Origin of the sequence: Enterococcus malodoratus ATCC 43197, from assembly GCF_000407185.1 — a bacterium.
Classification (GTDB): domain Bacteria; phylum Bacillota; class Bacilli; order Lactobacillales; family Enterococcaceae; genus Enterococcus_A; species Enterococcus_A malodoratus.
Genome location: NZ_KE136481.1, coordinates 989,020 through 1,014,895 on the forward strand (window position 1 = coordinate 989,020; position 25,876 = coordinate 1,014,895).

Annotated in this window: 24 protein-coding genes and 1 other annotated feature; of the genes, 4 read left to right on the forward strand and 20 right to left on the reverse strand. The window is 39.9% G+C overall.

All coding sequences use genetic code 11. The annotated features are described in order from the left end of the window. The first annotated feature begins 32 nt into the window (after window positions 1–32). The gene (locus tag I585_RS04900) at window positions 33–791 is read left to right on the forward strand and encodes a DeoR/GlpR family DNA-binding transcription regulator (RefSeq protein ID WP_010739932.1); all 759 of its coding nucleotides are present in this window, start codon (window positions 33–35) and stop codon (window positions 789–791) included. A gap of 35 nt (window positions 792–826) precedes the next feature. Here the strand turns inward: I585_RS04900 and I585_RS04905 are convergent, their stop codons facing one another. The 16 genes from I585_RS04905 to I585_RS04980 all read right to left on the reverse strand — a co-directional run bounded on the left by I585_RS04905 (window position 827) and on the right by I585_RS04980 (window position 19,645). Continuing rightward, window positions 827–1,918 carry a PTS fructose transporter subunit EIIC gene (locus I585_RS04905; RefSeq protein ID WP_010739933.1) on the reverse strand — a complete coding sequence of 364 codons (1,092 nt, stop codon included), beginning with the start codon at window positions 1,916–1,918 and terminating at the stop codon, window positions 827–829. A gap of 11 nt (window positions 1,919–1,929) precedes the next feature. Further along, entirely contained in the window at window positions 1,930–2,241 is a 312-nt protein-coding gene (locus I585_RS04910) for a PTS fructose-like transporter subunit IIB (RefSeq protein ID WP_010739934.1), read from the reverse strand. 28 nt (window positions 2,242–2,269) lie between these two features. Then, the gene (locus I585_RS04915) at window positions 2,270–2,731 is read right to left on the reverse strand and encodes a PTS sugar transporter subunit IIA (RefSeq protein WP_010739935.1); all 462 of its coding nucleotides are present in this window, start codon (window positions 2,729–2,731) and stop codon (window positions 2,270–2,272) included. 4 nt (window positions 2,732–2,735) lie between these two features. After that, on the reverse strand, window positions 2,736–4,682 hold the full coding sequence (locus I585_RS04920) for a BglG family transcription antiterminator (protein WP_010739936.1): 1,947 nt from the start codon (window positions 4,680–4,682) through the stop codon (window positions 2,736–2,738). Window positions 4,683–4,991: 309 nt separating this feature from the next. Then, window positions 4,992–7,397, reverse strand: a complete 2,406-nt coding sequence (locus tag I585_RS04925) for a DNA translocase FtsK (RefSeq protein ID WP_010739937.1) — start codon at window positions 7,395–7,397, stop codon at window positions 4,992–4,994. 157 nt (window positions 7,398–7,554) lie between these two features. Continuing rightward, entirely contained in the window at window positions 7,555–8,382 is an 828-nt protein-coding gene (locus I585_RS04930) for an amino acid ABC transporter substrate-binding protein (RefSeq protein ID WP_010739938.1), read from the reverse strand. Window positions 8,383–8,454: 72 nt separating this feature from the next. Beyond that, window positions 8,455–9,090: an amino acid ABC transporter ATP-binding protein gene (locus I585_RS04935; protein WP_010739939.1), complete on the reverse strand. Its 636-nt coding sequence runs from the start codon at window positions 9,088–9,090 to the stop codon at window positions 8,455–8,457. A 13-nt stretch (window positions 9,091–9,103) separates the two neighbouring features. Continuing rightward, window positions 9,104–9,745 carry an amino acid ABC transporter permease gene (locus I585_RS04940; protein ID WP_010739940.1) on the reverse strand — a complete coding sequence of 214 codons (642 nt, stop codon included), beginning with the start codon at window positions 9,743–9,745 and terminating at the stop codon, window positions 9,104–9,106. A 392-nt stretch (window positions 9,746–10,137) separates the two neighbouring features. Continuing rightward, window positions 10,138–10,363, reverse strand: a binding site (T-box leader). A gap of 80 nt (window positions 10,364–10,443) precedes the next feature. Continuing rightward, window positions 10,444–11,535 (reverse strand): DUF871 domain-containing protein, encoded by a 1,092-nt coding sequence (locus tag I585_RS04945; RefSeq protein ID WP_010739941.1) that lies wholly within the window; start codon window positions 11,533–11,535, stop codon window positions 10,444–10,446. A gap of 20 nt (window positions 11,536–11,555) precedes the next feature. Further along, window positions 11,556–12,944, reverse strand: a complete 1,389-nt coding sequence (locus I585_RS04950; RefSeq protein ID WP_010739942.1) for a glycoside hydrolase family 1 protein — start codon at window positions 12,942–12,944, stop codon at window positions 11,556–11,558. Window positions 12,945–13,155: 211 nt separating this feature from the next. Next, the gene (locus I585_RS04955) at window positions 13,156–14,415 is read right to left on the reverse strand and encodes a PTS sugar transporter subunit IIC (RefSeq protein WP_010739943.1); all 1,260 of its coding nucleotides are present in this window, start codon (window positions 14,413–14,415) and stop codon (window positions 13,156–13,158) included. A gap of 18 nt (window positions 14,416–14,433) precedes the next feature. Next, the gene (locus tag I585_RS04960) at window positions 14,434–15,576 is read right to left on the reverse strand and encodes a GNAT family N-acetyltransferase (RefSeq protein WP_010739944.1); all 1,143 of its coding nucleotides are present in this window, start codon (window positions 15,574–15,576) and stop codon (window positions 14,434–14,436) included. Window positions 15,577–15,587: 11 nt separating this feature from the next. Next, complete coding sequence (locus I585_RS04965; RefSeq protein ID WP_010739945.1) at window positions 15,588–15,917, reverse strand: PTS lactose/cellobiose transporter subunit IIA; 330 nt, start codon at window positions 15,915–15,917, stop codon at window positions 15,588–15,590. A gap of 23 nt (window positions 15,918–15,940) precedes the next feature. After that, the gene (locus I585_RS04970; RefSeq protein ID WP_010739946.1) at window positions 15,941–16,258 is read right to left on the reverse strand and encodes a PTS sugar transporter subunit IIB; all 318 of its coding nucleotides are present in this window, start codon (window positions 16,256–16,258) and stop codon (window positions 15,941–15,943) included. A gap of 120 nt (window positions 16,259–16,378) precedes the next feature. Next, a complete protein-coding gene (locus I585_RS04975; protein WP_010739947.1) occupies window positions 16,379–19,057 on the reverse strand; it encodes a sigma-54-dependent transcriptional regulator in 2,679 nt (892 codons plus the stop codon). A 93-nt stretch (window positions 19,058–19,150) separates the two neighbouring features. Beyond that, window positions 19,151–19,645, reverse strand: a complete 495-nt coding sequence (locus I585_RS04980; RefSeq protein WP_010739948.1) for a TetR/AcrR family transcriptional regulator — start codon at window positions 19,643–19,645, stop codon at window positions 19,151–19,153. Between the two features lie 145 nt (window positions 19,646–19,790). Between I585_RS04980 and I585_RS04985 the strand changes: the two genes are divergently transcribed. Next, window positions 19,791–20,714: a ketopantoate reductase family protein gene (locus I585_RS04985; RefSeq protein ID WP_010739949.1), complete on the forward strand. Its 924-nt coding sequence runs from the start codon at window positions 19,791–19,793 to the stop codon at window positions 20,712–20,714. A gap of 63 nt (window positions 20,715–20,777) precedes the next feature. Here I585_RS04985 and I585_RS04990 read toward each other — a convergent pair whose 3' ends face one another. Continuing rightward, a complete protein-coding gene (locus I585_RS04990; RefSeq protein WP_010739950.1) occupies window positions 20,778–22,853 on the reverse strand; it encodes a DNA topoisomerase III in 2,076 nt (691 codons plus the stop codon). Then, window positions 22,792–23,163: a DUF1033 family protein gene (locus tag I585_RS04995; RefSeq protein WP_010739951.1), complete on the reverse strand. Its 372-nt coding sequence runs from the start codon at window positions 23,161–23,163 to the stop codon at window positions 22,792–22,794. Before I585_RS04995 ends, I585_RS04990 begins: the two co-directional genes overlap by 62 nt. A gap of 244 nt (window positions 23,164–23,407) precedes the next feature. On the opposite strand from I585_RS04995, the gene I585_RS05000 reads away from it, so the two are divergent. Further along, window positions 23,408–24,652 (forward strand): multidrug efflux MFS transporter, encoded by a 1,245-nt coding sequence (locus I585_RS05000; protein ID WP_010739952.1) that lies wholly within the window; start codon window positions 23,408–23,410, stop codon window positions 24,650–24,652. Window positions 24,653–24,716: 64 nt separating this feature from the next. Next, window positions 24,717–24,965: a hypothetical protein gene (locus tag I585_RS05005; RefSeq protein ID WP_244265973.1), complete on the forward strand. Its 249-nt coding sequence runs from the start codon at window positions 24,717–24,719 to the stop codon at window positions 24,963–24,965. 39 nt (window positions 24,966–25,004) lie between these two features. On the opposite strand, the gene I585_RS05010 is transcribed toward I585_RS05005, so the two are convergent. Next, window positions 25,005–25,388: a CPBP family glutamic-type intramembrane protease gene (locus I585_RS05010; RefSeq protein WP_034709987.1), complete on the reverse strand. Its 384-nt coding sequence runs from the start codon at window positions 25,386–25,388 to the stop codon at window positions 25,005–25,007. Continuing rightward, window positions 25,381–25,836 carry a hypothetical protein gene (locus I585_RS05015; protein ID WP_010739954.1) on the reverse strand — a complete coding sequence of 152 codons (456 nt, stop codon included), beginning with the start codon at window positions 25,834–25,836 and terminating at the stop codon, window positions 25,381–25,383. Before I585_RS05015 ends, I585_RS05010 begins: the two co-directional genes overlap by 8 nt. Window positions 25,837–25,876: the final 40 nt, after the last annotated feature.

Consider the following 25,876-nt stretch of genomic DNA (forward strand, 5'->3'; position numbering starts at 1 on the left):
CATGCTACGGTTGTTAAAAAGGAGGGCTCTGCATGAAGGCTGTCGAAATCGCTCAACGCCGCAAAGAAATTACCGAACTTTTATATCAGCAAAATGAACTCAAAGTCAGCAATTTAGTGAAAACATTTCAAGTCTCCGACGAAACTATTCGCAAAGACTTAACGTATCTTGCCAAAGAAGGCGTTTTGAAAAAGCAGCATGGCAAAGCGACCTTAGTAAAGGAAAAAGAGTTGGCACCCGTCTTTCAACGGACCACGCAATTTCCTGAAAAGGATCGGATCACACAAGCAGCTTTGGCTCTCATTACGAATGAAGATTATTCGATTGGCTTAGATCAAGGCAGTACACTAGCGCTTTTAGCAAAAAAAATCTTGCCCTTAAAAGAAAAACAAATTTTTACCGGTTCGCTCGCGGCCATCACGCAACTCGCAAATGGACATCATAAGCTCTTTTGTTTTGGCGGTGAATACTCTCCTGCTGATATGGCTTTTCGCAACAGCGGAAATGAAATTCTTCCCGATATTCATTTTGACCTATGCTTTTTTGGTTCCAGCGGTGTAAAAAATCGCAAAGGCTTTTGTACATCTTCTTTGATCGACGCCGAAGCCAAACGACGAATGCTGAAAAAATCTACTAAAAAAATCGTATTGCTGGATCAAACGAAATTTGAAAAAACCTCACTCGTACAAGTGGCTCCTTGGTCAGAAATCGACGTAGTGATCACCAGCAAAGGTCTGCCGCTCGATTATGAGCGAATGATCAGCGCATATGCAAAACTAATTTTGGTCTAAAAAAATGTGCCGAATACACTCGACACATTTTTTTACTACATAATTTCAATGTCTAAATCAAAGTCATCATCAAGAGCAACTGCTTGAACATCCTCATCAGCGATTGGTTTTTTCAACGCGATCACAATTCCGGCCGTAATGACTGAACCGACCACTGTGCCGAGAATATAGACTAGTGGATTTTGTGCTACCGGAGCAACGATCCAACCGCCCCACGGCGCTGGATTTCCTGCACCTAACACCATCGCTATCGCCGCACCGATTGCACTGCCGATCATATTAGCCGGAATACAACGTAATGGATCCGCTGCTGCAAAGGGAATCGCTCCTTCTGAAATTCCTACTAATCCCATGACGATCGCGGCTTTTCCCGAATTTCTTTCTTCAACGGTGAATTTTTTCGGTGCAACAATTGTCGCCAATCCCATCGCAAGCGGCGGGATACATATCGCTGCGCCAATCCCTGCCATAATCGTTAAAGCAGTAGCACTAGGTAAGCCGGTCGCAGGATTGATTGTTCCAACCATTGCGGAACCAAAGCTAAAGGCCACTTTATTGATGGGGCCTCCCATATCAGAAGCGATCATCGCACCTAATACCAGTCCAAGTACGACTAGGTTTCCTGTCCCCATTGACTCTAACCATTTCGTTAACGCAGTCATCAATGCGGCAATCGGCTGCCCAATCACTCCATACATCAAAACACCCACGATCAATGTTCCAAACAAAGGAATGATGAAAATTGGACCGAGTGACCGTAAGCTTGAAGGCAATTTGATTTTCTTTAAATAGAAAACGACAACCCCAGCTACGATCCCTGATAAAATTCCTCCTAAAAACCCTGCACCGATATTACTCGCAATCAACCCGCCGATAATTCCAGGTGCAAGTCCCGGTCGATCAACCATTGAAAACGCGATATAACCAGATAGAATTGGTACCATCATCCCCAGACCAGTAATTCCAATATTGGCAATATCTGCTAACCAGCCTTTATCCGGCACAGAAGCATTTCCTGAAAGCAAAACACTTAATGCCAATAAAATCCCGCCTGCAACGACGAAAGGAATCATATATGAAACACCCGTCATCATATTTTTTCTTGTATCTTTTAATAACTCAATCATCCCGATTCCTCCTATTTCGCCAATTTCTGTTGGATTTTTTTGACGATCGCTTCTCCCTTATTAATGCAGTCTCCAGCACTTACACGAACAACCGGTTTGCCTTTGAAGCGTTCTTCATTTTTGATTCCGATGTTATTGGTTAAAATCACCGCATCCGCACTATTAATCTGATCCATAGTCAATTCATTTTCAATTCCAATTGATCCTTGCGTTTCGACACTGATCTCTACCTCATTCTTTTTAGCAGCGACGGCTAAACTTTCCGCAGCAAGATATGTATGGGCTACCCCAGACGGACAAGCTGTTACAGCGACTAATTTCATAAATAATCTCTCCTTTTTAAATTACTTCCTAAGCAACGACACCCGCTAAACTATCATTTAACAAATTGACGATTTCTTGATCACTTGAAGCTTGCTGCAATGTATCTCGAAATTCTTGATGAACTAATTTTCTAGATAATCCCGCAATAATTCTCAAGTGCTGATCTCCTTGGCACTCTTCTGGTACTGCTAGTAAAAAGACTAAACCAACATTTTCCCCATCTAAACTTTGCCAATCAACTTTATTTTTTAAGCGGCCAAAAGCCACTGTCGTTTCTTTGACATGAGCACTTTTTCCGTGGGGAATCGCAATTCCGAAACCGATCCCTGTTGTTGTCAAATTCTCTCGTTCTACCACGCTCTCGATATAACCGGCATGATCATGCAACCGTCCGGCTTGATTGATTCGATCGGCCAAAACATTGATAGCCGTCATTTTGGAATCAGCATCTATTGCTAAATCGATTAATTCTTCACTGATTATTTCCATTCCTCTACCTCCTAGTAATATCGTTATAAATTTCTTCTGCCGCCCTTTTAGCAAAGAAGCGATTTAACTGTTTTTCAGATTGAACAATTTTATGAATATCAGTGATTACACCACGCACAAGTTTACGATCACTCTTTGCGATACACATCAGCAAGACATAATGAACCTTCCGTTGATCCCAAACAATCGGATCAGCCAAAGTAACAATCGAGATTTTCGTCTGCAAAACATTTTGGGGCGCGGCATGAGGAATAGCTACCCCTGTTGCCAGTGCTGTCTCCCCAATTTCTTCGCGATCAAAAACTTCTTTACGGAAAGCATTAGTAACTATCCGCTGGCTCTCCAAATGAGTGATCATCCAATCTAAACAAGTTTGTTTATCCGAAAAACACTTTTGTGTGTGAATGAACTCTAGATCAATCACTTCTTTTAAAAATGGAAAGTCCAACTTTTCCGTTTCATCCGACTCTTCTGAATAGAATAAGTTCGAGTAAAGCGTAGTAATATTTTTGATATCTTCTTGCGTAACCAATGTCGAGACTTTGATAATCGGTTTGTGGACATCGTTCAGTCGAATAGAAGAAATGATCAAGTCTACATTGTCCAAATTTTTCTTGTAAAGTTTATCGATAGTTGTGATCTCAGCGATATCTTGTGCTGGCAGGATACGTTTGATCTTATTGAAGATTAATTCTGAAGTGCCAATTCCATTGGGACAAACAATCAAAATTTTCTTTCCATTTTTACTTTTCTCCAGTGACACCTGGAAATACATGGCTACCAGCGCCACTTCCTCATCATTGAAATGAACACCCAATTTGCCTTCCACGTTAGCTAACGCATACCACGTCGCACTAAAAGTAATGGCATATTGACTCCGGATTTCTTCAACCAGAGGATTCGTAATGGCAATGCCCATTTTCAAACGATAGATCATTGGGATAAAATGACTAGCGAACCGCTCCGTTAATTGCTGATCAGCCAGAAAATCAACCTGCATGATTTCACTCATATTTTTTAAAATCTTTTGAATAGTCGTTGCGTACTTTTCGTAATTGCTTCGTTCTTTGGTGTTAGGTTTGACACCGTAACCGACCAATTGCCGATTCACGTAAGAAATATCTTCTTCGTCATAGTGACAAACCATTTTTGAAGCGACATGCTCAAGCAGCTCATTAGCGATCAAATAGGTGTCGATCATTTTGATTTGATCAAATAGAAATTCTTTTTCTTCAATATGTCCGTTCTTCGTTAAACGGAAACAGAAAACAAGTAAGCGAATAAGCAATGATTTAACATATTGTTCTGGAAGCAGAAAGTCGTTTTGCCTTTTCAAGTCTTCAACCTGTTCAACAATTATTTCCACTAATTGTTGCGGAAACAACTCAAGTAAAATTTTTTGTGCTTCCTCATGAAAGAGCTGTTCTGTGTCAATCCCGCGAGCCTCCAAATAGTCTTCACAAAAACGAAAGAGACCATTCTGTATTTCTTCCTCATTGCCGATACGTTTTGTTCCACGTTTCGAGGCTGTCAGTCTGATGCGATAATTCTCACTGATCTTTTCCAAATCATTCGCAATTGAACTTGGACTCACATGGAATTGCTGTCCCAGCATTTGTTGCGTCACTACCTCATCATCAATCATTAAACGTTTGGCGATCTGCCATTGCCGCTCCTGTGTTCCAATGACAATCTCTGTCAAACTCCCCGTGATTCTTTCCAGAAATCGCATTTTTTCTTCAACCGATCCTCTTAATTGAATGCCGATTCGTGGTTTCTTTTCTAAAACAAGTGATTCATCGGCTAATAAAACTTGAATTTTTTCTAGGTCAGAATAAATCGTTCGACTCGATTTTTCTAACTGCTGGGAATAAAAGGAGACTGGCATATAGTTTTCATTCTGAACAAGTAAATGGATCAATTTTTTCTGCCGTGGATTCAATCCTTTCATTTTTTATTCCTCCAATTGTAAGCGCTTATCAATCTAACAAAAAGATAGCACAGGTTTTTTCTATTGTATAACACATGAAAGTTACACATTAATGTTGAAATTTATTCATCGTGATCACTTTAGATCTATTTGAATGGTTGTTTTGTTCAAATAAAGCTTGCAGCAGCAACGTTTTTCGTTAATACCTTAAAAAAATAAGATTCCCTAGAAAAGGAACTCCTCCATCGAAAGTCACCGCTGTTTTGCACATATGTGCAATTAATAAAAATAAAAAAAAGCCTTGCCAAAAAAATTTTGGCAAAGCTTTTTCTATTCATCTAATGGATTTTCAGGTTCTTCTTCAGCCTTCTGCAAGAAGACCTCACGTGGTTTGCTGCCAGTAGATGGTCCGATTACGCCATGTTCTTCTAATTCATCTACGATTCGTGCTGCTCGATTGTAGCCGATCCGGAAACGTCGCTGCAAGAGAGAGATACTAGCAGTCTGCATATCAACCACCAATGCTTTAGCGTCCTCATACAACTCATCCTGTGGTGTTTCCGATGGTGATGAGGTCGTTTCTTCTGTCGGCATCATTTTCTCTTCATAATGCGCTTCTTGCTGATCCGAAACAAATTCAACTACGCGTTCCACCTCGTGATCTGAAATAAATGCTCCTTGTACACGAATAGGTTTATTTTCACCCATCGGCAAGAACAGCATATCTCCTCGACCTAAAAGTTTTTCCGCACCATTGCCATCAATGATTGTCCGAGAATCCGTTCCGCTTGAAACAGCAAAAGCAATCCGTGATGGAACGTTCGCCTTAATAATCCCTGTAATGACATCCACACTAGGACGTTGTGTTGCAAGAATCATGTGGATTCCGGCAGCCCGCGCCATTTGTGCCAGTCGAGTAATCGCGTCTTCGACTTCATTACTTGCGACCATCATCAGGTCGGCCAACTCATCTACAATCACAACAATGAACGGCAAGATTGGACGATTTTGTCCGTCTTCCATATTTTTCTGGATCACTAATTCGTTAAATCCAGAAATATTACGAACTCCAGTAGCCGCAAATTTTTCATAACGCTCTTCCATTTCCTGAACAACTTTTTGCAACGCCTGGGCCGCTTTCCGCGGATTGGTCACAACGGGTGTCAATAAGTGAGGAATACCATTATAGACATTCAACTCAACCATTTTCGGGTCGATCATCATTAGCTTCACTTCATTAGGTTTCGCCCGCATCAAAATGCTGGTGATGATGCCGTTAATTGAAACCGACTTCCCGCTACCAGTTGACCCCGCCACCAGCAAGTGAGGCATTTTGGATAAATCAGCGGTTTGAACCATTCCAGAAATATCACGCCCCAGCGGTACTTCTAATAATTTGTCTGGATGGTTAGGCTGAGCTTCGATAATATCGCGGAAAGAAACCATGCTGATCGTACTGTTAGGTACTTCGATCCCAATCAAAGATTTCCCGGGAATCGGTGCTTCCATCCGTACATCTTTTGCCGCTAAAGCCAAAGCAATATCATCGGTCAAATTAACGATCTTGCTAACTTTCACCCCGACAGCCGGCTGTACTTCGAATTTAGTCACCGATGGACCTAAGCTGGCTTTGACAACTTTGGCATCCACGCCAAAACTGTTGAAGGTTTTTTCCAACACTTTGATATTCTGTTCGATTTTTTTGTATTCATCGCTTTGATCCGCCGCTGGTATCGAGTCTAGTAAAGTTGAAGGCGGTAATTGATAATCATGATCTTCCGGTTCCGCATTGATCTCAAATTCCAAATCACCAGGATCATCGATTTCTTCTTCAGCAAGCTGAGTTTTTTTCGCGGGCATCGGTGCCTCTGATGTTTCCAGATTTTCTTGGAAGCCCTCGATCGGTACTAAAGTCATTTGTTCTGGCTCACTGACTATCTGTTCCTGATTTTCTTTCGCTAACTGCTCGCCTGGTGTCAACGAACGAACCATATTTTTCTTCTCGCGTTCTGCTCGTTCAGCTTCCAACTTAGCCTTTTCCGCCGCTTGCTTTTCAGCTTTGGCTTGGGCTTTTTCAGCCTGACGTTCTTCTTTTTTAGCAGTTCGCAAGGCTTTCTTTTCATCCGATTCGGAGAATTTTTCCTGCAGCTTATCCACAAAACTACCTAGATAATCCGTCACTTGATTAAACTCAAGGAGACTGAACAAGAAAATACCGAGGATCAATAACAAACCGGCAATCAAATAGCTGCCGACCTGCGATACTAAGAAGTGAGTCAAATTATAGAGTGCCGCACCTAGCATCCCGCCGCCGACATTTTGCGTGATTTGATTTCCTAAGAAATCTGTCATTAAAAGATCCCACGTTGTCTTCAAAATATTAGGATCTTTGCTTTCCACATTTACAAACAGACGTGCATGAAGAATCAATAAAACGCCGAGATAAAAGACGCCAATCCCAATCCAACGTCGCGTTTTTGTCAATCGCAACTTAGTATTTTTCGCCACAAGCAGCGCCCCGTATAGGCCCAATAACAGTGCTAAAAACTGATACGTGTTTCCGCCGACTAAGCGTAAGACATTCGCAATCAAGTTGCCTAAGAAGCCCAGCTTAAATAAAGCGAAGACCGCAAATAAAATAAATAAAAGCCCAATCCCGATAATCAGGCGCTGTTCTTGTAGTTGTTTTTGCTTTTTAGTTTTTCTTTTTTTCTTTGTACGCTTTTTTTGCGCCATGTTATCCCTCTTTCCATTCTGTACCATTATACAAAAAAAAGAAGGCGAACAAAAGTTTTGCTCGCCTTTTCTTTATGGATAAATAAAGTTTGCGTAGTTTAATGGTAAATCGAACCCAACATCGCTGTTAACGTCCAGTTTTAGAGAGATTTTCTGCTTACTCTTTCGGTAAAGACAATTCTTCGCCAAACCATTTTTTCGAAATTTCTCCGTATTTTCCATTTTCCTGTAATTCTTTGAAGGCACTGTTGATTTTCTTGACTAACTCTTTATCACCTTTACGGGCACCAACCGCAAAGTTCTCATTTTTGAACCCAACACTGAAAATATTATAATCGTTTAGCTTATTGGCTTGTTTTAGATAATAATCAGCATAAACCTTATCGATCAATAGTCCGTTAATTCGGCCATTTTCAAGGTCGATCATTGCTTCATTGAAGCTAGCATATAAAGTAGCATCATTATCTTTAACAATATCTTTCAGCGTTTTCGCTTGGTTGTTAAAAGCTTCGTAGCCAGAGGATCCTTCTTGTGCACCAAGGATTTTCCCCTTCATGTCTTCCGCTTTAGTAATATTACTGTCTTTCTTAGTTACTAAAACTTGTTCATTTTGTGCATAAGGATCGGTAAACAACACTTTCTTTTCCCGTGATTTTGTTACTGTGTATCCATTCCAAATCAAATCAATTGTGCCGTTTTCTAATTCATTTTCCTTCATAGACCAATCGATCGGTTGGAATTCTGCTTTAATATCGTATTCTTTGAAGACAGCTTTAGCCAAATCAACATCGAACCCGACAATTTTTCCGTCCTCATCTTTAAAGCCCATTGGAACAAAAGTATCGTCTAAACCAATTGTCACTTTTTTATCTTTCTCAATCGTTTTCCAACTGTCGTCACCGCTGGTTTCTTTCTTGCCGCAGGCTGTTAAAGTTACTAAAGTTAATACTGCTACCATTCCCAAAACAATTTTTTTCAATTTCATACTTTCTCCTCCTAGTGTTGTCTTTATGTTTAAACTCAAAAAAGAATACTGAGTCTCACTACCAAATCAATTTTATTTAATTGGTTCTACCTTCAAAACATGATCACCGATCTCTTCAGCAAATACTAAATCATGGGTTACGACAATCTGTGTGACCCCATCAGCTTTCAACTCTAAAATCAGACTTGCTACTTGTTGACGCAACGCAGGATCTAATGCACTTGTTGGTTCGTCATAGGCCAGCACTTTGGGATTCATCGCCATAGCACGAGCAATCGCCAACCGTTGTTTTTGCCCGCCAGATAGTTGATAAGGATAATTACTCAACAATTCCTCAATCCCTAACAGACTCGCTAAATGTTGAGCCTTATTTGTATAGGTTTCTTTGTCCTGTTTCAACACTAGCCGCGGACCGATCGTGATATTGTCTAATACACTCAAATGCGGAAATAGTTGGAAATCTTGGAAAACAACGCCCACCACTTGCTCCTGTTCTTTAGAGCTCGTTGGATCAAAAGGCTCTCCATCCAATAAAAATGTTCCGCTGTCCGTTGTTTCTAACCCAGCCAAGGTTCTCAGCAGCGTCGTCTTTCCTCCACCGGAAGGACCAACGATTGCTAGAATTTGTCCATCTGGAATAACCAGATCTAAATTATTGATAACTTTTTTACTGCCAAAAGATTTATTTACATTTTTTAATTCAATCATTTTTTCCACCCGCCTAACGATAATAGTTCAAACGATTCTCTAGTTGTTTCAGGATAACTGACGTCACACCTGTCAGTGCCAAATAAATAATTGCTACTCCAAATAATGGTAATAAAGTGGTATCTCGTTCCATCGCGATTTTCCCAGCTCGCATGACATCTGATAATCCAAGGATATAAACCAAGGATGTATCTTTTACCAAGTTGATGACTTCATTACCAACAGACGGTAAAACGATTTTTACAACCTGAGGAATAATAATTCGTGTAATTGTTTGGACAGGCGTTAAACCGATAACTTTTGATGCCTCATATTGACCCAATGGAATTGATTGAATCCCGCCGCGAAAAATTTCGGCGTAATAAGCAGCATAGTTCAAAACGAATGCGAAGAGTGCGGCTTCAAAACGATCAAAAATAATTCCCATTAACGGCAATCCATAAAATACAAATATTAATTGCAATAATAATGGTGTGCCGCGCATGATCCAAACATAAAAACGTAAAATCCATTGTAATGGTTTAAAACGACTCGCTAACCCAAACGATAATAAAATTCCCAGCGGCAATGAGCCCAATATCGTATAAGCAAATAATTTCAGTGTAATCAATGCCCCCTGTAATAATTGCGGCATGACCTCGATCAAATAATTCATCCCAATATCCCTCCATGTTATCGAAAGTTGTACGGCCTTTCGAATTTCTTAATCTTGACTCCGTTGATTTCAGTTTAGGCAGAATAGCGTAATTGACAGCTAGCTTTCACTAATGGAATTATTTTTCAAAACGCGTGAAAAATAATTCTATCCTCGCCACGCATACCATCCAACTAGACTTTTCATCAATTTGTTAGTTGAAACAAGCTTAACTCATCACTAATTTCAGCAAACTGCAAAAAGTTGGACTGGCAAAAAAAACGCCCTCTGGTATCTCTACCAGAGGACGTTTTACACGTGGTTCCACCTCATCTTTGTCCCTTTCTCACGAAAAGAACCTCGATAGGTCAGTGTCCAGTCGGTGAAATAAAAAAGTCCTTTAGCCGCTAGGGCTAAAGGACGTAAATACGTGGTTCCACCTTTTTTTATCGTCGTCTCACAACGAACAATCTCAACTGGTCAATCTGACCTCTGCGCTAACGGGCTCTCCCGGACCAACCTACTGATTTCAGCTGATCGACTCAAAGATGTGGTTCACAATTGATTGCTGTCTCTTCCCACCAACCAGAGACTCTCTTGGAACAAATAAATTGCTACTCTTCTTTTCATTGTCGTTTGATTAAGTTGAGTCATACTTTACACGCCTTTATCGGGTTTGTCAATAAAGAACTTTCATCTTTTTATCATACCTATCAAATTTAGTTTTTAGAAACAAATTTGAATTTTGTCCACGGCTTCAAAAAGTCTAGCATAATCAACTCTTCTTGTGGAATTTTACCAACTAAATTTTTCCGTGAATCACTATGCGGTTCCAAGACAATTTGTAATTCATTTTTGTATTTTCCAAAATCATCATTACCGACTACGACATCTCCAACCTGAAATTCTTGTGTATTGTCGTGAACAGGATTTGCAACATCGCCATATTTTACCCGAACCATGGTCGAACGAACAGCAGTCGCCGTAATATCGCCGCGTCGGAAATGTTTTGGATCAGCAACGATTTTACGTTCAACTTCTGTTGCATCCGGCACAAATTCGATACCTAAACTTAATTTATAGCGATCAACAGCTGCGACTTTTTCTAATTCTTCATCAGAAGCATACGCATTTCCGATAATCACCGTATCAATCAAGCCAGTCGCAAACATGTGACGTGCCTGCAAATCAATCGGCAAATGCCGGTGCATTTCTAATGTTGGCAGACCATCATTAATATCCCAGGGACCATATTCAGCATCATGACTAGTAATAAATGCCGCTGTTTTGATACCATGACCTTTGAAGCGTTCGCTGCAGCTGATAAAGAAATCATATGGCAAAGCAGAACCTTCTTGTGGATAAAAATTGTGACAGCCATAAATAAATGGTTCATTCGCCTCATAAGACAAAATATTATCAAGATAAGCGACATTGTTGCTCATGTTCAATTCAATCGCCAAACCTTCTGGATTGTAACTCAACATGGCCTCTTTGTTTCCATCAAAGCCTTCATCCAAACGAATGCCTTCTGCGCCAAGCTCTGCAAAAAAGCTTAAATCATCGTAGGAAATTCCTAGATCATCAAAAATTGAGGGCGCGATGTCCAAGACTGTTTCAAATCCTAAATCTTTCGCGTAATGGATAATGCCGCCAAATTTTTCGCCGACCTTTTCTTTTCCCTCAGTCACTTCCAGCATGCTCATAAAAATTCTAGAATAGCCAAGCTCTGCTGCTTTTTTAATGTAATCACGGTCCGCCTGCGGATCGCTATGGTCGGGATATACCGAAATACCTAGTTCACGTTTCAATTATTTTCCTCCTCTTTGGGTTAGTCTACTAAACCATTTTTGTCAGTTACCTCTTTGAACCAATAACCAGATTTCTTCACTGTCTTGATTTGGGTATGAATATTGTTTGAAATAAAACCATAACGGTTTTTGTAAGAATTTAACCAAGACCAGCAGTCAATTGGTGTCCACATGTGGTAGCCAAAGCAATTAGAACCTTCTTCGATTCCTTTATGCAGCCATTCCAAATGTTCTTGCACAAAATCGATTCGATAATCATCTTCGATTATACCATCAGCATTTTTGAAGCGCTCTTCATTTGAAACACCCATGCCGTTTTCAGACACGTACCATGGAATGTTCTTATAATTTTCTTTGATGTTCACAGCGATATCATAAAGTGCTTTTGGATAAATTTCCCAACCGCGGTCTAAGTTCACACGACGACCCGGCATATCATAAGCATCATAATAACGATCCGGCATCCATTCACCCACAGAGTTCGGCGCCACATCAGGTGCTTTCACGCGATTTGGATGATAGAAGTTAACGCCTAGAAAATCAACTGTGTTGTTCTTTAAGATTTCTTTTTCTTCATCCGTTGTTTCCCATAAAACTTTGTCTTTTGTTAACAGCTCTTCCAACTCAGCAGGGAAATGACCATAAACTGCTGGCTCTAAGAACATTTTGTTGTTCCAAAGTTCAGCGATTCGTGCTGCTTCTTGATCTTCTGCTGCCTCTGACGCTGCATAAGTTGGTGTTAGATTTAGAATCGTACCAATTTGTGCATCTTTGATAGCTAATTTGCGGAATGCTTGGATTGCTTTAGCCGAAGCCAAATTCAAATTATAGGCTACTTGTACTGCCTTTTTCCCGTCCACGATATTAGGATAATGAAATTGGAATAGGTATTCGCCCTCTACTACAACCATCGGTTCATTATGTGTTGCCCAGAATTTCACTCGATCTCCGAATAATTCAAAACATTTTTCTGCGAAGCCAACATATAAATCTACAACCTTTTTCGATTCCCAACCGCCATATCTATCATATAATTCTACCGGCAAGTCAAAGTGATGCAGATTCATGACTGGAGTCATACCTTCAGCCACCATTGCATCAATCACATTATTATAAAAGTCTACAGCATCTTGATTAACAGTATTTGTTTCTAAATCATCAATCAGGCGACTCCATTGGATACTCGTACGCAGACTATTCATACCGATCGAGTGCATCATCTGAATATCTTCTTTGTAGCTGTTGTAAAAGTTTGATGCGACATCCGGTCCGACTTGATTGTGGAATTTTTCCGGTTCGATCTCAAAATGATAATCGAAGACATTGGCATGTTTTTTGTTAAAGCGTCCTTCACTTTGTGGGCCAGATGTTGCAGCGCCCCACCAGAAATTATTTGGAAAAGTTTTCATTGTAGATCTCCTAACTCGTAATAAGGTATTTATTTTTCTTTTAAGAAAAATAAGTTTGATGCTCGTCACGTATATCATTCTACTAATGATTTAAAAATTCAAAGTAGAACTGACATCCTAACTCGTAATAAGGTATTTATTTCTTTTTAATACAGATAAATTGATAAAGAGGGTTAGGGATCAAGTGATCCATAACCCCCCCAGATAAATCTTATGCTTCAGATACTTTTTTTAGTTCTTGTCTTGTTGCTAATGATACGAATGGTACATACATAACGATTGAGATAACCAAGTTAACTGCTGCTAAAATTGCTCCTGAGAAGCTTTGAGTAGCCAAGAAACCGCCAATAATTGGTGGTGTTACCCATGGTGGCATAACCGTTGCTGCTGGCACCCAGCCGAAGCTTGTTGCAAAGTACGCAGTTGAAATACAGATCATAGGTGTCAAGATGAATGGAATAAACATAATTGGGTTCAATACCAACGGTAAACCGAACATCAATGGTTCATTGATGTTGAAAATACCCGGTGCTGCAGCCAAGTTGTTTACAACCATAAATGGTTTATTCTTACGTCCAACTAGATAGATAGCGATGATTAAACCAATTGTTACCCCTGTACCACCCATATTTACAAATGAATCGACGAATGGTTTGTTAACAATATACGGTGCTGCTTTTCCTGCTGCTAATGCATTAGCATTCGCTTCAATCGCTGGTGCGTTAATTGCTTGCATGAACGGATCGATCATGTTGGCACCATGTAATCCAAAGAACCACAAGAATGGTGTAATAAAAGCAATCAAAAGTGCTGAACCGTAAGAGTTAGCTAAGCCCATGAATGGTTCTTGAACCAATGCATAGAATTCAGCGAACATATCTTTAACACCAAATCCGGCAATAATCGCTGCTATCAAACCAAAGATTGAAACAGTGATCATCGCTGGGAATAAAGATGCGAATGAACGAGCAACTGCTGGTGGCACACCGTCTGGCATTTTGATAACTAGCTTTTCATTACCAACTAAACGAGTGAAGACTTCTGCAACGATGATACCTACGATCAACGCTACGAACAAACCCGTAGAGTTCATTCCGCTAGTTGCTGCGCCTAAAGTAAAGAAAGAAGCAACGGATACAACCCCTGCACCTACTGGATCTTTACCATAATGATGCGCTAAGTTATAGGCAACTAAGAAAGCGATGAAAACCGATAGAACACCAAATGTTCCGTTCCAAACAGCTCCGCCGAAACCTGTCCAAGAATCCCCACCGAAAATGCCGTTCATGAACTTACCAAATGCTGGAATACTTAGTGACAAGTTATTAAGCATTACCGCTAATGCCCCTAAAATCATTAACGGCATGGTTACTGTAAATGCATCCCTAATTGCTATCAGATGACGTTGGTTCCCGATTTTTGACGCATGCGGGATAAAGTGTTTCTCCATAAAATTGATAAATTTATCCATTTCTTTGTTTCCCCCTATTTAGAAATAATCGTAAAAACTTTGTCGACCTTTTGGAAAAATCTCAGCTTCAAACCCTTTTGAGGCTGTTGCCTTACCGAGAAACAGTGCTTCTGCTAAGGTTAATTCTCCCAATAATAATTCACTCCATCCATGAATCGAAGCTTTAATATCGCCTGCTTTTTGTACTTTTTGACAACTCCCCTGACTGACAAGCCAGCTACCAACATTCCAAGGACATTCTCTATCTTCAGTTACTTCTAAAATAATTTCTTTTTGGTAAATCGGAAGTTTCGGTAATAATTGCTCAATGTCAATAATTCGACTCATCATGTAAGGCTCTAAAGTAATCGTAAAGTATTCTTGTTCCCGAAAACATTTTTCAATGATCTCATGAACAGGTGCGTGATAAAGAAATTCTTCAAATGATGAGACATGGGATTTCAAGTACGTTAATAATTTTCGCAACGCGAATTCGTTCTCATAGACGAGCTCATCTACTACTAGCGTGTTGCCTTGCATTCGATAGATAATATAGCCTTTCGCTGCACCAGAATCATCGTAAGCTACGGCATAAAAACGGTGCGGGTAATACTCATTTAGTCGTTCCCACCACCAATCTTCACGGACAACCGTTCCGACTTGCTGCTGCATCAGCAAATGCTGATATATTGATTGGATCGTTGGCTTCATCTGTTGCCAGGTTCCACGTTTGACATTCCCCCTTCTTTCACTTGTCAAATAACTAAAGGCTAGTGCTGGAATGCGATATGTTTTTCTGCGGCTTGTAGGCTCATATCCAAATTGCCGATAAAAATCTTCTGAAAAAGGAGCTAGCTGAGAAACTGCCACGCCCTGTTCGTATAGATCAGACAATAATTCGGCCATAATACTGCTAATGCCGCCTTTGCCTCGGTATTCTGGATAACTGGCTACGTAACCAACACCAGCCATTTTGACTCTTTGCTGAAAAAGTTGAATCTCAAAATGATTCGCCATAACTAAATTAGTCAATTCATCCTCTTGATACACACCATAACAATCTGCGTGTTCATAGCGGGATAAAAAGAGCGGATCATCAATGATTGTTTGCTGTTTTCTAAAAGCGTATTCAATTAAACCTGTGATCGCTTTCAACGATTCTTGATCACGAGCTAATTTCATGGGATCACTTCCTATTCGTTCCCCAAACGTTTGTAAAGATCAACGACTTCTTTAGCCATGTCGTTAAAGGTGATACTAGTCATCAAGTGGTCCTGACTGTGAACGGCCAAAAGAGTTACTGTCATTGGATTGCCACTCGCTTCTTCGGTTAACAGCCCTGTTTGAGAATGATGGGCTTCAACTAAAGCTTGATCTGCCGCGGTAAGTTTTTCTTGAGCTAGGGCGAAGTCGCCTACTTTAGCTGCTTGAATCGCCTCCATTGCATCGCTCTTCGCGTTGCCGGCATTGATGATCAACCCCATCACTGCTTCTAATTGTTCTTGACTCATTGTTTCGCTCATTTGCTTAGCTCCCCTTCTACTTCCTATTTCATAAGTTCTAGCGCAGTATTTAAAACAGCCTCGCCATTCATCATGCCGTAATCTTTCATATCAATAACTGCTACTGGAATACCTTTGTCAGCTAATTTTGTTTCGAATTGGCCTTTCATGAAACGAACTTGTGGGCCTAACAATAAAACATCAACTGGTTTGCTTGCATCTTCTAATTTTGCATCTGCTTCTGATGCTGAGACTGCAAAGATATCTGATTCTAATCCTGCTGCTTCTGATGCTTTTTCCATTTTTGTTACTAATAAACTAGTGCTCATTCCTGCTGCACAAACTAACATAATTCTTTTCATATTTGACACTCCTTAATATTTTTATTGTTCACTTTATATAAAGCAATTCGCGTGCCAACTTTTTGACCGCACACAAGCTGTCGTGATAAGGTTTTCATCTTACACACAAAAAAACTAGGATTACACACTGTGCAATCCTAGTTCAACTCGATTATCTTCAAGCGTCTTAACAATGTAAGCGATGTCGTCTTCAGTAAAGCGAACATCGAATTGTTTTTCGATCAATGACAGATTAGCCGCGGTTTGATTAAATCGTAACTGATGCTGCTGATGAAAATATTTAACATTCTCAAAACTTGGTCGTTCTTCACTTTTTTTGATTTTATCAACCAAGAAGGCGATGTGAACACTCAATGCCTGCATTGCTGTATTTTCAATAATCAGCTCTTGATCTTTACGGATCAGCTGCAAAACATCATCAATTAATAGAAACAACGTTTTGACATCTAACTCCGGTGAAAAGTTTTTGGTTAAAGAATCCACCATCTCTGGCAGCGTGATTGTGCTCCCTAACAAATCCTGAAATTCTAAAATCTTTTCTCGTTTAAATAAATTCATTGCCGGCACAAAAGGAATCTTTTGGTAATGAATCTCCATCGTCCCTACGATCGCGACAATGTCCTTATGAGTAATCAATTGATCAATCCGATGTTTAAAGCTTTCACGTTCCAGCGATTGCATCTGAATGATCTCAAATTCTTCCAAATTAACGATCTGAGAGACCACTTCATTTAATCGCTTAGACACACCCTCACCAGTAAAACAAGCCACGATGATGACCTTCTTCTCATCCTTAGGCGTAGGCTCCTCTAAGCGAACCATCGTTTGAAACATCGAGATGACACTCGTATAAATTTCTTCTAACGAACGATTTAACGTCGCCAAACGCAAACTTTCCAATACCAGCATTGTACTCGCCATTGATATCACTCGCGTACGAATTCCCATTTCATGGAATATAAGATTGCCAAAGTTATTTGGTGACCCCATATCGGTCAAAAGAATTATCCCTTCCGAAAATTCCTCTCGTTTGCTTTGTATATAATTTTTGATTTGACCATACATTTTTTCAGTATTCAAAGTCAGCGGCATATTAAAAGCAATTCCATGTGTTGTCCCTAAAAGTTCCTGAACGGTTTCTAACATACTCGAAGCCGTCGACTTTCCATGCATGACGACTAGTACTGCGACTTGCCGTTCATCAACTTTTTGTTCTTCCTGATTGTCCATGGTTAGGAACATCGTGATAAATCCGATCTCATCTAAGGGGATCATGATCGCATAAGCTTCCTCGATTCGATTAGAAAATTCGATCGCTAATTGAAACTCCTTGGAATAATTGCGGCGGATATCATTCAAATTGGGATGAGAAATGAATTGATTGCCGCGAATCCGTTCTATTGTCGAATTGATATGCAATGCAAAAGCAAAACGAACCTTTTCATCATATTCGCGGTTCATTTGATTGGAGGCAAAATCATACAATTCATTGACCAGTTTCCATAAATCATCGGAAATAATTTCTCGATACGCATTCGTATGAGAAAGTTCCTCTACATAGGTCTCAAAATACTGATCCACATCATCAGAAATCAATTCTTCTAAATCGATCTCTGATAAATTTTCACGACCCAATTTCTCCAATTTATAAGTAATCGAATGGTAAACTTCCATATCCTTATTTGGATCTTGTCCCCAAACAACTTCTTCGGTCCCTGGCTTCAAAGTCAAATATAGATTTTTCTTATCCATGAAAGGCGTCAATTTGTCTTGAACCTCATTCATCCGCAACAAACCTTTTTGTACGACTAATGGCAGGTCTTCTTCTACAATCATCAATTTCTCAGATTCACTATTGGTTTGATGATGAAGAAAGGCCTTGGCACAAACCAATTTTAAATCCCGTTTTAGCTGACCGATATTTCCTTCAGCATTATATAGAAGGAAAGCCAACAAACTTCGTTTATCAATCGCAATCTCCTGCATTAAGCGATTGGCTTCTTGTTGCAGAAATTCTTTGATAATTGCCAGTCGTTCATCCAACGATCGATCTGCTAAAGAGGGCAGCTCTATCTGCATCGGAATACGTCGATTGAATGTGGATAAAAACATTGAACTTGTCTCTGTCGTCGCCCCAATGATTTGAACAGAGGCTTGTTTCTCCTGCCCGTCGCCCAAAGAACGAAAGGTTCCTTTATCAATAAATGTAAAAAGCATTTCTTGTCCTTCTGGAGGCAACCGATGGATTTCATCCAAAAAGAGAATTCCGCCATCGGCCTGTTCCATCAAACCAGTCCGTGTTTCTTCCGCACCAGTAAAGGCACCACGCTTCACTCCAAAAATATGGCCGTAAAGAAGCTGCGGGTTTTGTGCATAATCCGCACAATTAAATGTAATAAACGGTGCAGTATCATCCAAAACCTTCGCAGAAACGGCAAAACGATACATGCATTCCGCGAACATCGTCTTCCCCGTTCCAGTCTCACCAAAAATGATGGTATGCAATCCGCGCGGAGGATATAAAATAGCCGCTTTTGATTTTTGAATCTGACTCTTAAGAGATTCATCACGACCAATCAGATTTTCAAAATTAATATGTTTTTCCAAAGACACCGTGACCACCTGAAACTTCACAGGGCGTCCATCAATTTTTTTTACAGTACCGTCTTTTGTCAATTCATTCAAGTAGCGGCTGACATTTGTTCGGTCAACCCCCATTTGATCCGCCAACTCTTGGGCCGTTTGTTCGTTAGGATTTGCTCTCAATGCTTCTAACACTTCATCTTTTCTTGATTTCAAAAAAATCCCTCCCGAAATTGGTATAAACCATTTATATTGTAACCCTTTTCTTTTTGAATTTCTACTAAATATCCTTGAAGAAAACAGATCCCTTTAACGAAAGGAATAGGTCAACTTTTCCAGCTCCTCAGATATTTCAACCTCAGAAATATCATTCATCAAGTAATATTCCAGTAATCCAACAAGTCCATGGGCAAAGAAAATGCTTGTTAACGGCGATTGATCTGTCATTTGCTCCATCAAATATTCAATTTGAAACTGAGCAAAGAATCCTTGCTTATCTGCGCCAAGCAATCGTCTCAATTCTTCACGGTGTTCTGCGATATATTCAAACGTCTTTTCTAATTTTAGCTGATTACTCGTTTCACCATTTCCTTCACAGTATTCGACCAATTCCTGCATTTCATGACTGATACTTTTCTCGAGCAGGTCGTCCTTATCAATGAAATGAAGATAGAACGTACCACGATTGATATCGGCCACCTGACAAATCTGGCTGACTGATATTTCTTCGTAACTTTTTTTCTTTAAAAGCTGATAGAAAACTGCTGTGATATTCTTTTGCGTCTTACGTTTCCGTCGATCCATCCCTCTGCTCCAATCATTTATTCATTTCTGTTCAGTAATCAACAAAAACAAGATTTTGTTGATTGTAACTTTTCAGTTGTCATTTTATTATAGTGTACACAAGTTGATTAATCAACACCTGTTGATTTTCGGAAGGGATGAAAAGATGAAGATATTGGTTTATGGTGCGGGCATTCAAGGAAGCTTTTTAGCCCATTCACTTATTAATGAAAGTAACGAGGTCACACTATTAGCTCGTGGAAAAAGAAAGAAGGAATTACTAACAAATGGTTTAATACTAAACCATTCAATCCAACGAAAACAAACGAAGAACACTGTACGTGTAATTGAAACACTTCAGCCAGATGATCAGTATGACTTGATTTTTGTTACGATGAAATACAGCGATTTTCCAGCAATTATTGAACCATTAGCAAAAAACAGCAGCTCTACGATTCTTTTTATCGGCAACCAATTGGAGGCTGCCGCGCTAGAAAAAGAACTACAAGAAAAAAGCAGCCAGCCGAAAAGGATTTATTTTGGCTTTCAAATGACCGGAGGAACCAATACAGAAAAAGGAATCTCTGTGTTGCGCTTTGGAAAGGGCAAGATGAAAGTTGGATCGTTGCACACTGATTTTGCAATTGCTCAGATGTTGGATGATGTATTTCGCGGAACAAACTATGCTTGGAGCTATGACCCCAAGATCGATGATTGGTTAAAAAGTCATGCCATCTTAGTCATGATCCAAAACTCATTTGAATATGTTTATGGCCCATCGCCAGCAAAAATCCGCAAATCTGGTGATTTTTCTGCGGTATCCATTGCTATGCGGGATGCGTATAACCTTTTAGAACTATCTGGTGCTGAAGTATTACCAAAGGGACAACGGAATTTCTTTAGTCGACCACGTCTCACTAAGCTGTTCTTTTCAATCTATTATCGTTTGCCTATCAGCAGCCTGGTTCAGGGAAGCTTCCGAGAGATCTATCACCTGATTAACACTTTCGAGCGGTATCAGATTTCTGAAAACTCGCAACTAGACGCCTTATTACAATCAGCAAAAAAGAAATATGAACATTCAAGCTAAATTTTCTTACTATTATAAAATAAAAAGCATCGAAGGGAACTTACAACCTTCGATGCTTTTGGACTATTTTTTATCTTCCATCGCTGCTTTTAATGCAGCAGCCAACGGACTTTCTTGTGGTTCTTCTTGATCATTGATTTTCTTCAATAAACGACGTTCTTCATGCTTCGTCATTTTTTTCGAACGTTCTTTTTTATCCAACATTTTTTCGGTTGTTCCATCGTATTTACAACGGAAATAAGAACCGTTTTTACCATCAATGATTTCCATCTTGCGGTGACATTGCGGGCAACGATGATTCGAGACTTTCGGATCTTTGCGTCGACGATAATTACATTCAGGATTGGTACAATTATAGATTTTCCCATCGCGCGTGTTTTTCTCTCGTAAAGGCGATCCGCACTCTGGACACTTCTTCGCAGTAATGGAGAAGTCTTGATATTTTTTATCGCTATGTTTGACTTCACTAACTAGCTTTTTCGTATCTGCTTCGATCTCTTGTAAAAATTGTTTGCTACTGTATTTGCCATCAGCGATCGCTTCTAATTGTTTTTCCCATTTTTCCGTTAGTTCCGGTGTTACAAGTGATGGGTTAACTAGTTCTAATAACTGTTTACCCTTGGGTGAAACTAATAGACCGGTATTGGTCCGTTCCATCAATTCTGATTTGATCAATTTTTCAATGATTTCCGCACGAGTCGCGGGTGTTCCCAGGCTATGTTTCTCCATTTTCCCAAGCAAAGTGCCTTCGTTCAAAGGTTTTGGTGGTGTAGTTAAAGCTTTCTCGATTGTAAAACTTGGTACAATCTTCATTCCCTCTGACCATTGAACGGCTTTTTTCGCTTCTTCAGCAGGCTTCCAGCCAGCCACTAAAACTTTGTTTTGACGGAAAGTAAAGGTTTCTTTTTGGAACGCCACCGTCACTTTTTGCTGACTTTCTTTATGAGCTTCGGCGAATAGACCTAGGAAACGGGTCACGATCATATTATAGATTCGTTGTTCATCGGTGGATAATTTTTCAAAACGCGGTCTTTGTTCCGTTGGAATCAATGCGTGGTGATCCGTTACTTTGTTGTCTTGGAAAACCCGCTTTTGTTTTACCTGTGCCCCGTGTTTGATATAAGTCTTAACTTCTGGCGCAAAATCAACCACTGCCTGTAAACGTTCCTTCATGGTCGCTTTCATGTCATTTGTTAAGTATTTACTATCCGTTCGCGGATAAGTCACGATTTTATGCGTTTCATACAAACTTTGAACTAGTGATAATGTCTTTTTCGCAGAAAACTGGTAACGAGCATTCGCTTCCCGTTGGATTTCTGTTAAATCATACGGCAGCGGTGCGGGCTCTGTTTTTTCTTTTTCAGTAATATCCGTTACTGTACCTTTTTGCTGCGACATTTCTTTAACGAGTTTTTCAGCCGCTTCGCGATCAGTAATACCGTAAGGATTTTTTTGGTTTAACTTCGCCTTTTGGCCTGCGACATCTAACGAAATCACAAAGTAATTCTGCGGACGGAATTGTTCAATTTTCTTTTCTTGTTGACGCACCATCGCAAGTGTTGGTGTTTGAACCCGCCCAGCCGATAAGCTGTCTTCATATTTTACAGTCAATGCTCGCGTAACATTCAGTCCAACAAGCCAATCCGCTTTTGCCCGTGCGAGAGCAGAATAATACAAATTATCGTACTCTTTTGCTGGTCTGATATTTTTGAAGCCATCTTTGATCGCTTTAGTGGTTTGGGACGAGATCCACAATCGTTTCACGGGTTTGTCAAAGCGGACATACTCCAAAATCCAACGAGCAACTAGTTCTCCCTCACGTCCAGCATCTGTAGCGATCACTGCTTCAGAAATATCCTTACGTTTCGCTAATTGCTGAATCGACTTTAATTGGCCTCTTGTTTTAGGCAATGGCTTGATTCCGATATTTTTAGGAATCATCGGCAACGTCTCCATTTGCCAACTTTGCCACTCCTTGTTTAAATCCTCTGGCATTTTTAAGCCCAATAAATGACCAAGGGCCCAAGTCACGATAACATTGGGTCCTTCGAAATAATTTTTATTCTTTTGATTGGCGTTAAGCACCTTGCTCAAGTCTCTTGCAACGCTTGGCTTTTCCGCTATAATTAGCTGTTTCATAAAATTCCTTTCTACTGTCAACCGTTAACGGCTGCTCATCCTTTAATAGCGCAAGACCCCAATACTGCTGTAAATAATCATCACACTCTTCACACCAGCGTTCATCTTGGTCTTTCCAAAATGCGCTTAAGTAGTTATGTTTTGCATTGCTATATGTATTGGACTTTTGGAGCTCATTCCAGCGATGCTCATAATAAGCCGTTGCCGCATCAAAATCATCAAAAGTTGCGGTCTCTTGAATATCTGTCTGCCACTCTTCAAAGAACCACCAAGGTTCATTGTCGCCATACATGGTAATTACTTGATACATCCCGCTACCCTTCTTTCCACCTCAATCATAAGTATCATGAAATAAAAATTCAAGAAAAATGCCCTCGGTTGAAACAAGTTCAAGAAAAATCTAAATATCCACAAAACTTTTTTTGAAAAAAATATTGTTTTTTCCTTAATTCTATCCTAACATAAAGCGGTAGAATTTTACATGGTCTGCGAGCGAGTTATAATGAAAACCGATTCTGAAATTTTCATAAAATTGAAAGAAGGCATTTTTTAATTTGAGTAAAATCAAAAGTAAATTATTTCAACCACGTCCCACTTGGCAAAAGAATTTAATTGTTTTATGGTTCGGCACATTCATGGCTGGTATTGGATTCAGTCTTGTTATGCCCTTTATGTCCCTATACATAGATTCATTAGGCAGCTATACAAATCAGCAATTGAATTTTTGGAGCGGGATCACCTTTTCTTCGACCTTCTTGATTACCGCGATCGTCTCACCATTATGGGGAAGACTAGCCGATCAAAAAGGGCGAAAACTAATGTTGCTGCGAGCATCACTTGGTATGGCGATCGTCATCAGTTTGATGGGTCTTGTTGGAAATGTCTATCAATTGATCGGTCTGCGTTTACTACAAGGCGTCTTTTCCGGCTATATCAGTAATGCGACTGCTCTAGTTGCTACGGGTACTCCGCGGGAAAAAAGTGGACAGGTTCTCGGTACTTTAGCGACTGGCGCTGTCACTGGGAATTTGCTTGGCCCCCTTGTTGGTGGAATTACTGCTTCTATTTTTGGTTATCGTTTAACCTTTTTTATCACCGGCAGTATTTTATTTTTAGTCTTCCTGCTCAGCCTCTTCTTCGTTCATGAAGAATTTACACCCGTTGAGAAAAAAGATATGCTTCCGGCAAAAGAAATATTTCATAGTTTGAAATACCCACATGTCGTCATCGGCATGTTCATCACGACTTTAATTATTCAAGCTTCAAATAATTCTATCAGTCCAATCATCAGTTTATATATTCGACAATTAATGCACAACCACGGAAACGTCACTTTGATCAGCGGAATCATTGCTTCGATTCCCGGGATTGCAACTCTGATCGCAGCGCCACGTTTTGGTCGACTTGGCGACCGAATTGGCAGCGAGAAAATCTTAGGTATTGGTTTGATTTTTGCTATGCTTGTCTTTTTACCAATGTCGATCGTTACAAATGTTTGGCAACTGGCCTTTCTGCGATTCTTGGTTGGTATTTCCGATGCCTGTCTATTACCTGCGGTTCAAGCTCTGATCACAAAATATTCACCGCAAGAAGCCGCTGGAAGAATTTTTAGCTACAATCAATCTTTCCAAGCAGCCGGTAACGTTGTAGGTCCGATGATTGGTTCTAGTGTTTCTTCGATCTTTGGCTATCGCGGCGTTTTCATCTCAACTTCTGCGCTTGTCTTAACTAATTATTTATTGGTTCATCGCAATACTAAAGAGATCGCTGAAAAAATACCATCAAACGCAAGAAACTAACTCGGTTTCAAGACATATTAATGGCAACTTTTTCGTTAATTTTTTATACTAATAAATGATTCTAATGAAAGAAGTGAAGAAGATGCTTGATGGACAACTAAAATTTCTAGACTTTTTCCTAAACAATACAATTGAAGGAAAAGAAAATGAAGCAAAAGAAATCTTGGTCAAAAGTTTTGCTGATCAAGAAACTGGTGCACTGAGCCTGCATGAGTTCAAAAAACTCCAAGAAAAATTGTTTCCTTTAATCAAACCTGAGAAACTAAATGAAGTTAAAGTCGCAATGGCCCATTTTGCCCAAAGCCTTGCATAAAAAATAGTCACTGTCGAATTTTGACAGTGACTATTTTTATTAGACTTCAAGTTCAGAGTAGATTCTCAAACTTGGAAAGAACATTTCTCTATTTGTCAGCACAACCAAACCAGCAATGCTGATGATGATAACCGTCTGAATACAGCTCGTCCATTCGGTCATTTGAGTCGACGTTTGCATAAAATTCAAGAAGATGTGGAAAATGATCAAGGCCATCGTGCTGCGATTGCTTTTTACATAAAGCCAATTCAAAATGATCCCTAATGGAATAATACTTACAAAGTAGTTGACCGCAAACCAAACATTTTCTTGTAACAACAAATTCATCGAGTAGTTTTTTACGAACATCAACGGCAAGTGCCAAATTGACCAAAGGAAACCAAACATGATCGAACCAGTAAGCAGGCTAAAACGATTAAGCAACGCATCCGCGCCAACCAATTTCTTCTAGTATCGGTGCAATAATCATCACCATAAGCACAGGAATCGAACCCGCTGAAAACTTGAAATCTTCTGATAGCTGCAATTGTTCGATTGATCCGCCTAAAAGAACTGAAACAAGGATTGCAAGTACAACGGAAGAGCCCATGATCAAACAAATTTTTACCAACGGCGCTAGATTAATTTTTTTCATATCGAATAGCCGCTGAAAAAAATCTTTTCTGATTTGACGATTTTTCGGCATCGCAATAAAGGCGATCGTCACAAGGACTGGTGCAAACAAGCCTGGGATCAAAAAGATTGAGTAAAAATCGGGATCGGGGTGATTGTAACTCAGATAAGCGGCAATTAACCAGCTCCCCCATGTGATCAAAAACACCCAGCCAAAGAATTCCCCCGGTTTGTAACCCTCTACTTTAGTATTCATCATTTTTATTTCCTCCTAATTTCGTGTCATTTATTAACTGACT

What these genes read in the sequence shown, in the direction of transcription:
- I585_RS04900 (WP_010739932.1), top strand. Translation starts at nt 33, where the DNA reads ATGAAGGCTGTCGAAATCGCTCAACGCCGCAAAGAAATTACCGAACTT.
- I585_RS04905 (WP_010739933.1), bottom strand. Translation starts at nt 1,918, where the DNA reads ATGATTGAGTTATTAAAAGATACAAGAAAAAATATGATGACGGGTGTT.
- I585_RS04910 (WP_010739934.1), bottom strand. Translation starts at nt 2,241, where the DNA reads ATGAAATTAGTCGCTGTAACAGCTTGTCCGTCTGGGGTAGCCCATACA.
- I585_RS04915 (WP_010739935.1), bottom strand. Translation starts at nt 2,731, where the DNA reads ATGGAAATAATCAGTGAAGAATTAATCGATTTAGCAATAGATGCTGAT.
- I585_RS04920 (WP_010739936.1), bottom strand. Translation starts at nt 4,682, where the DNA reads ATGAAAGGATTGAATCCACGGCAGAAAAAATTGATCCATTTACTTGTT.
- I585_RS04925 (WP_010739937.1), bottom strand. Translation starts at nt 7,397, where the DNA reads ATGGCGCAAAAAAAGCGTACAAAGAAAAAAAGAAAAACTAAAAAGCAA.
- I585_RS04930 (WP_010739938.1), bottom strand. Translation starts at nt 8,382, where the DNA reads ATGAAATTGAAAAAAATTGTTTTGGGAATGGTAGCAGTATTAACTTTA.
- I585_RS04935 (WP_010739939.1), bottom strand. Translation starts at nt 9,090, where the DNA reads ATGATTGAATTAAAAAATGTAAATAAATCTTTTGGCAGTAAAAAAGTT.
- I585_RS04940 (WP_010739940.1), bottom strand. Translation starts at nt 9,745, where the DNA reads ATGAATTATTTGATCGAGGTCATGCCGCAATTATTACAGGGGGCATTG.
- I585_RS04950 (WP_010739942.1), bottom strand. Translation starts at nt 12,944, where the DNA reads ATGAAAACTTTTCCAAATAATTTCTGGTGGGGCGCTGCAACATCTGGC.
- I585_RS04955 (WP_010739943.1), bottom strand. Translation starts at nt 14,415, where the DNA reads ATGGATAAATTTATCAATTTTATGGAGAAACACTTTATCCCGCATGCG.
- I585_RS04960 (WP_010739944.1), bottom strand. Translation starts at nt 15,576, where the DNA reads ATGAAATTAGCTCGTGATCAAGAATCGTTGAAAGCGATCACAGGTTTA.
- I585_RS04965 (WP_010739945.1), bottom strand. Translation starts at nt 15,917, where the DNA reads ATGAGCGAAACAATGAGTCAAGAACAATTAGAAGCAGTGATGGGGTTG.
- I585_RS04970 (WP_010739946.1), bottom strand. Translation starts at nt 16,258, where the DNA reads ATGAAAAGAATTATGTTAGTTTGTGCAGCAGGAATGAGCACTAGTTTA.
- I585_RS04980 (WP_010739948.1), bottom strand. Translation starts at nt 19,645, where the DNA reads ATGGATCGACGGAAACGTAAGACGCAAAAGAATATCACAGCAGTTTTC.
- I585_RS04985 (WP_010739949.1), top strand. Translation starts at nt 19,791, where the DNA reads ATGAAGATATTGGTTTATGGTGCGGGCATTCAAGGAAGCTTTTTAGCC.
- I585_RS04990 (WP_010739950.1), bottom strand. Translation starts at nt 22,853, where the DNA reads ATGAAACAGCTAATTATAGCGGAAAAGCCAAGCGTTGCAAGAGACTTG.
- I585_RS04995 (WP_010739951.1), bottom strand. Translation starts at nt 23,163, where the DNA reads ATGTATCAAGTAATTACCATGTATGGCGACAATGAACCTTGGTGGTTC.
- I585_RS05005 (WP_244265973.1), top strand. Translation starts at nt 24,717, where the DNA reads ATGAAAGAAGTGAAGAAGATGCTTGATGGACAACTAAAATTTCTAGAC.
- I585_RS05015 (WP_010739954.1), bottom strand. Translation starts at nt 25,836, where the DNA reads ATGATGAATACTAAAGTAGAGGGTTACAAACCGGGGGAATTCTTTGGC.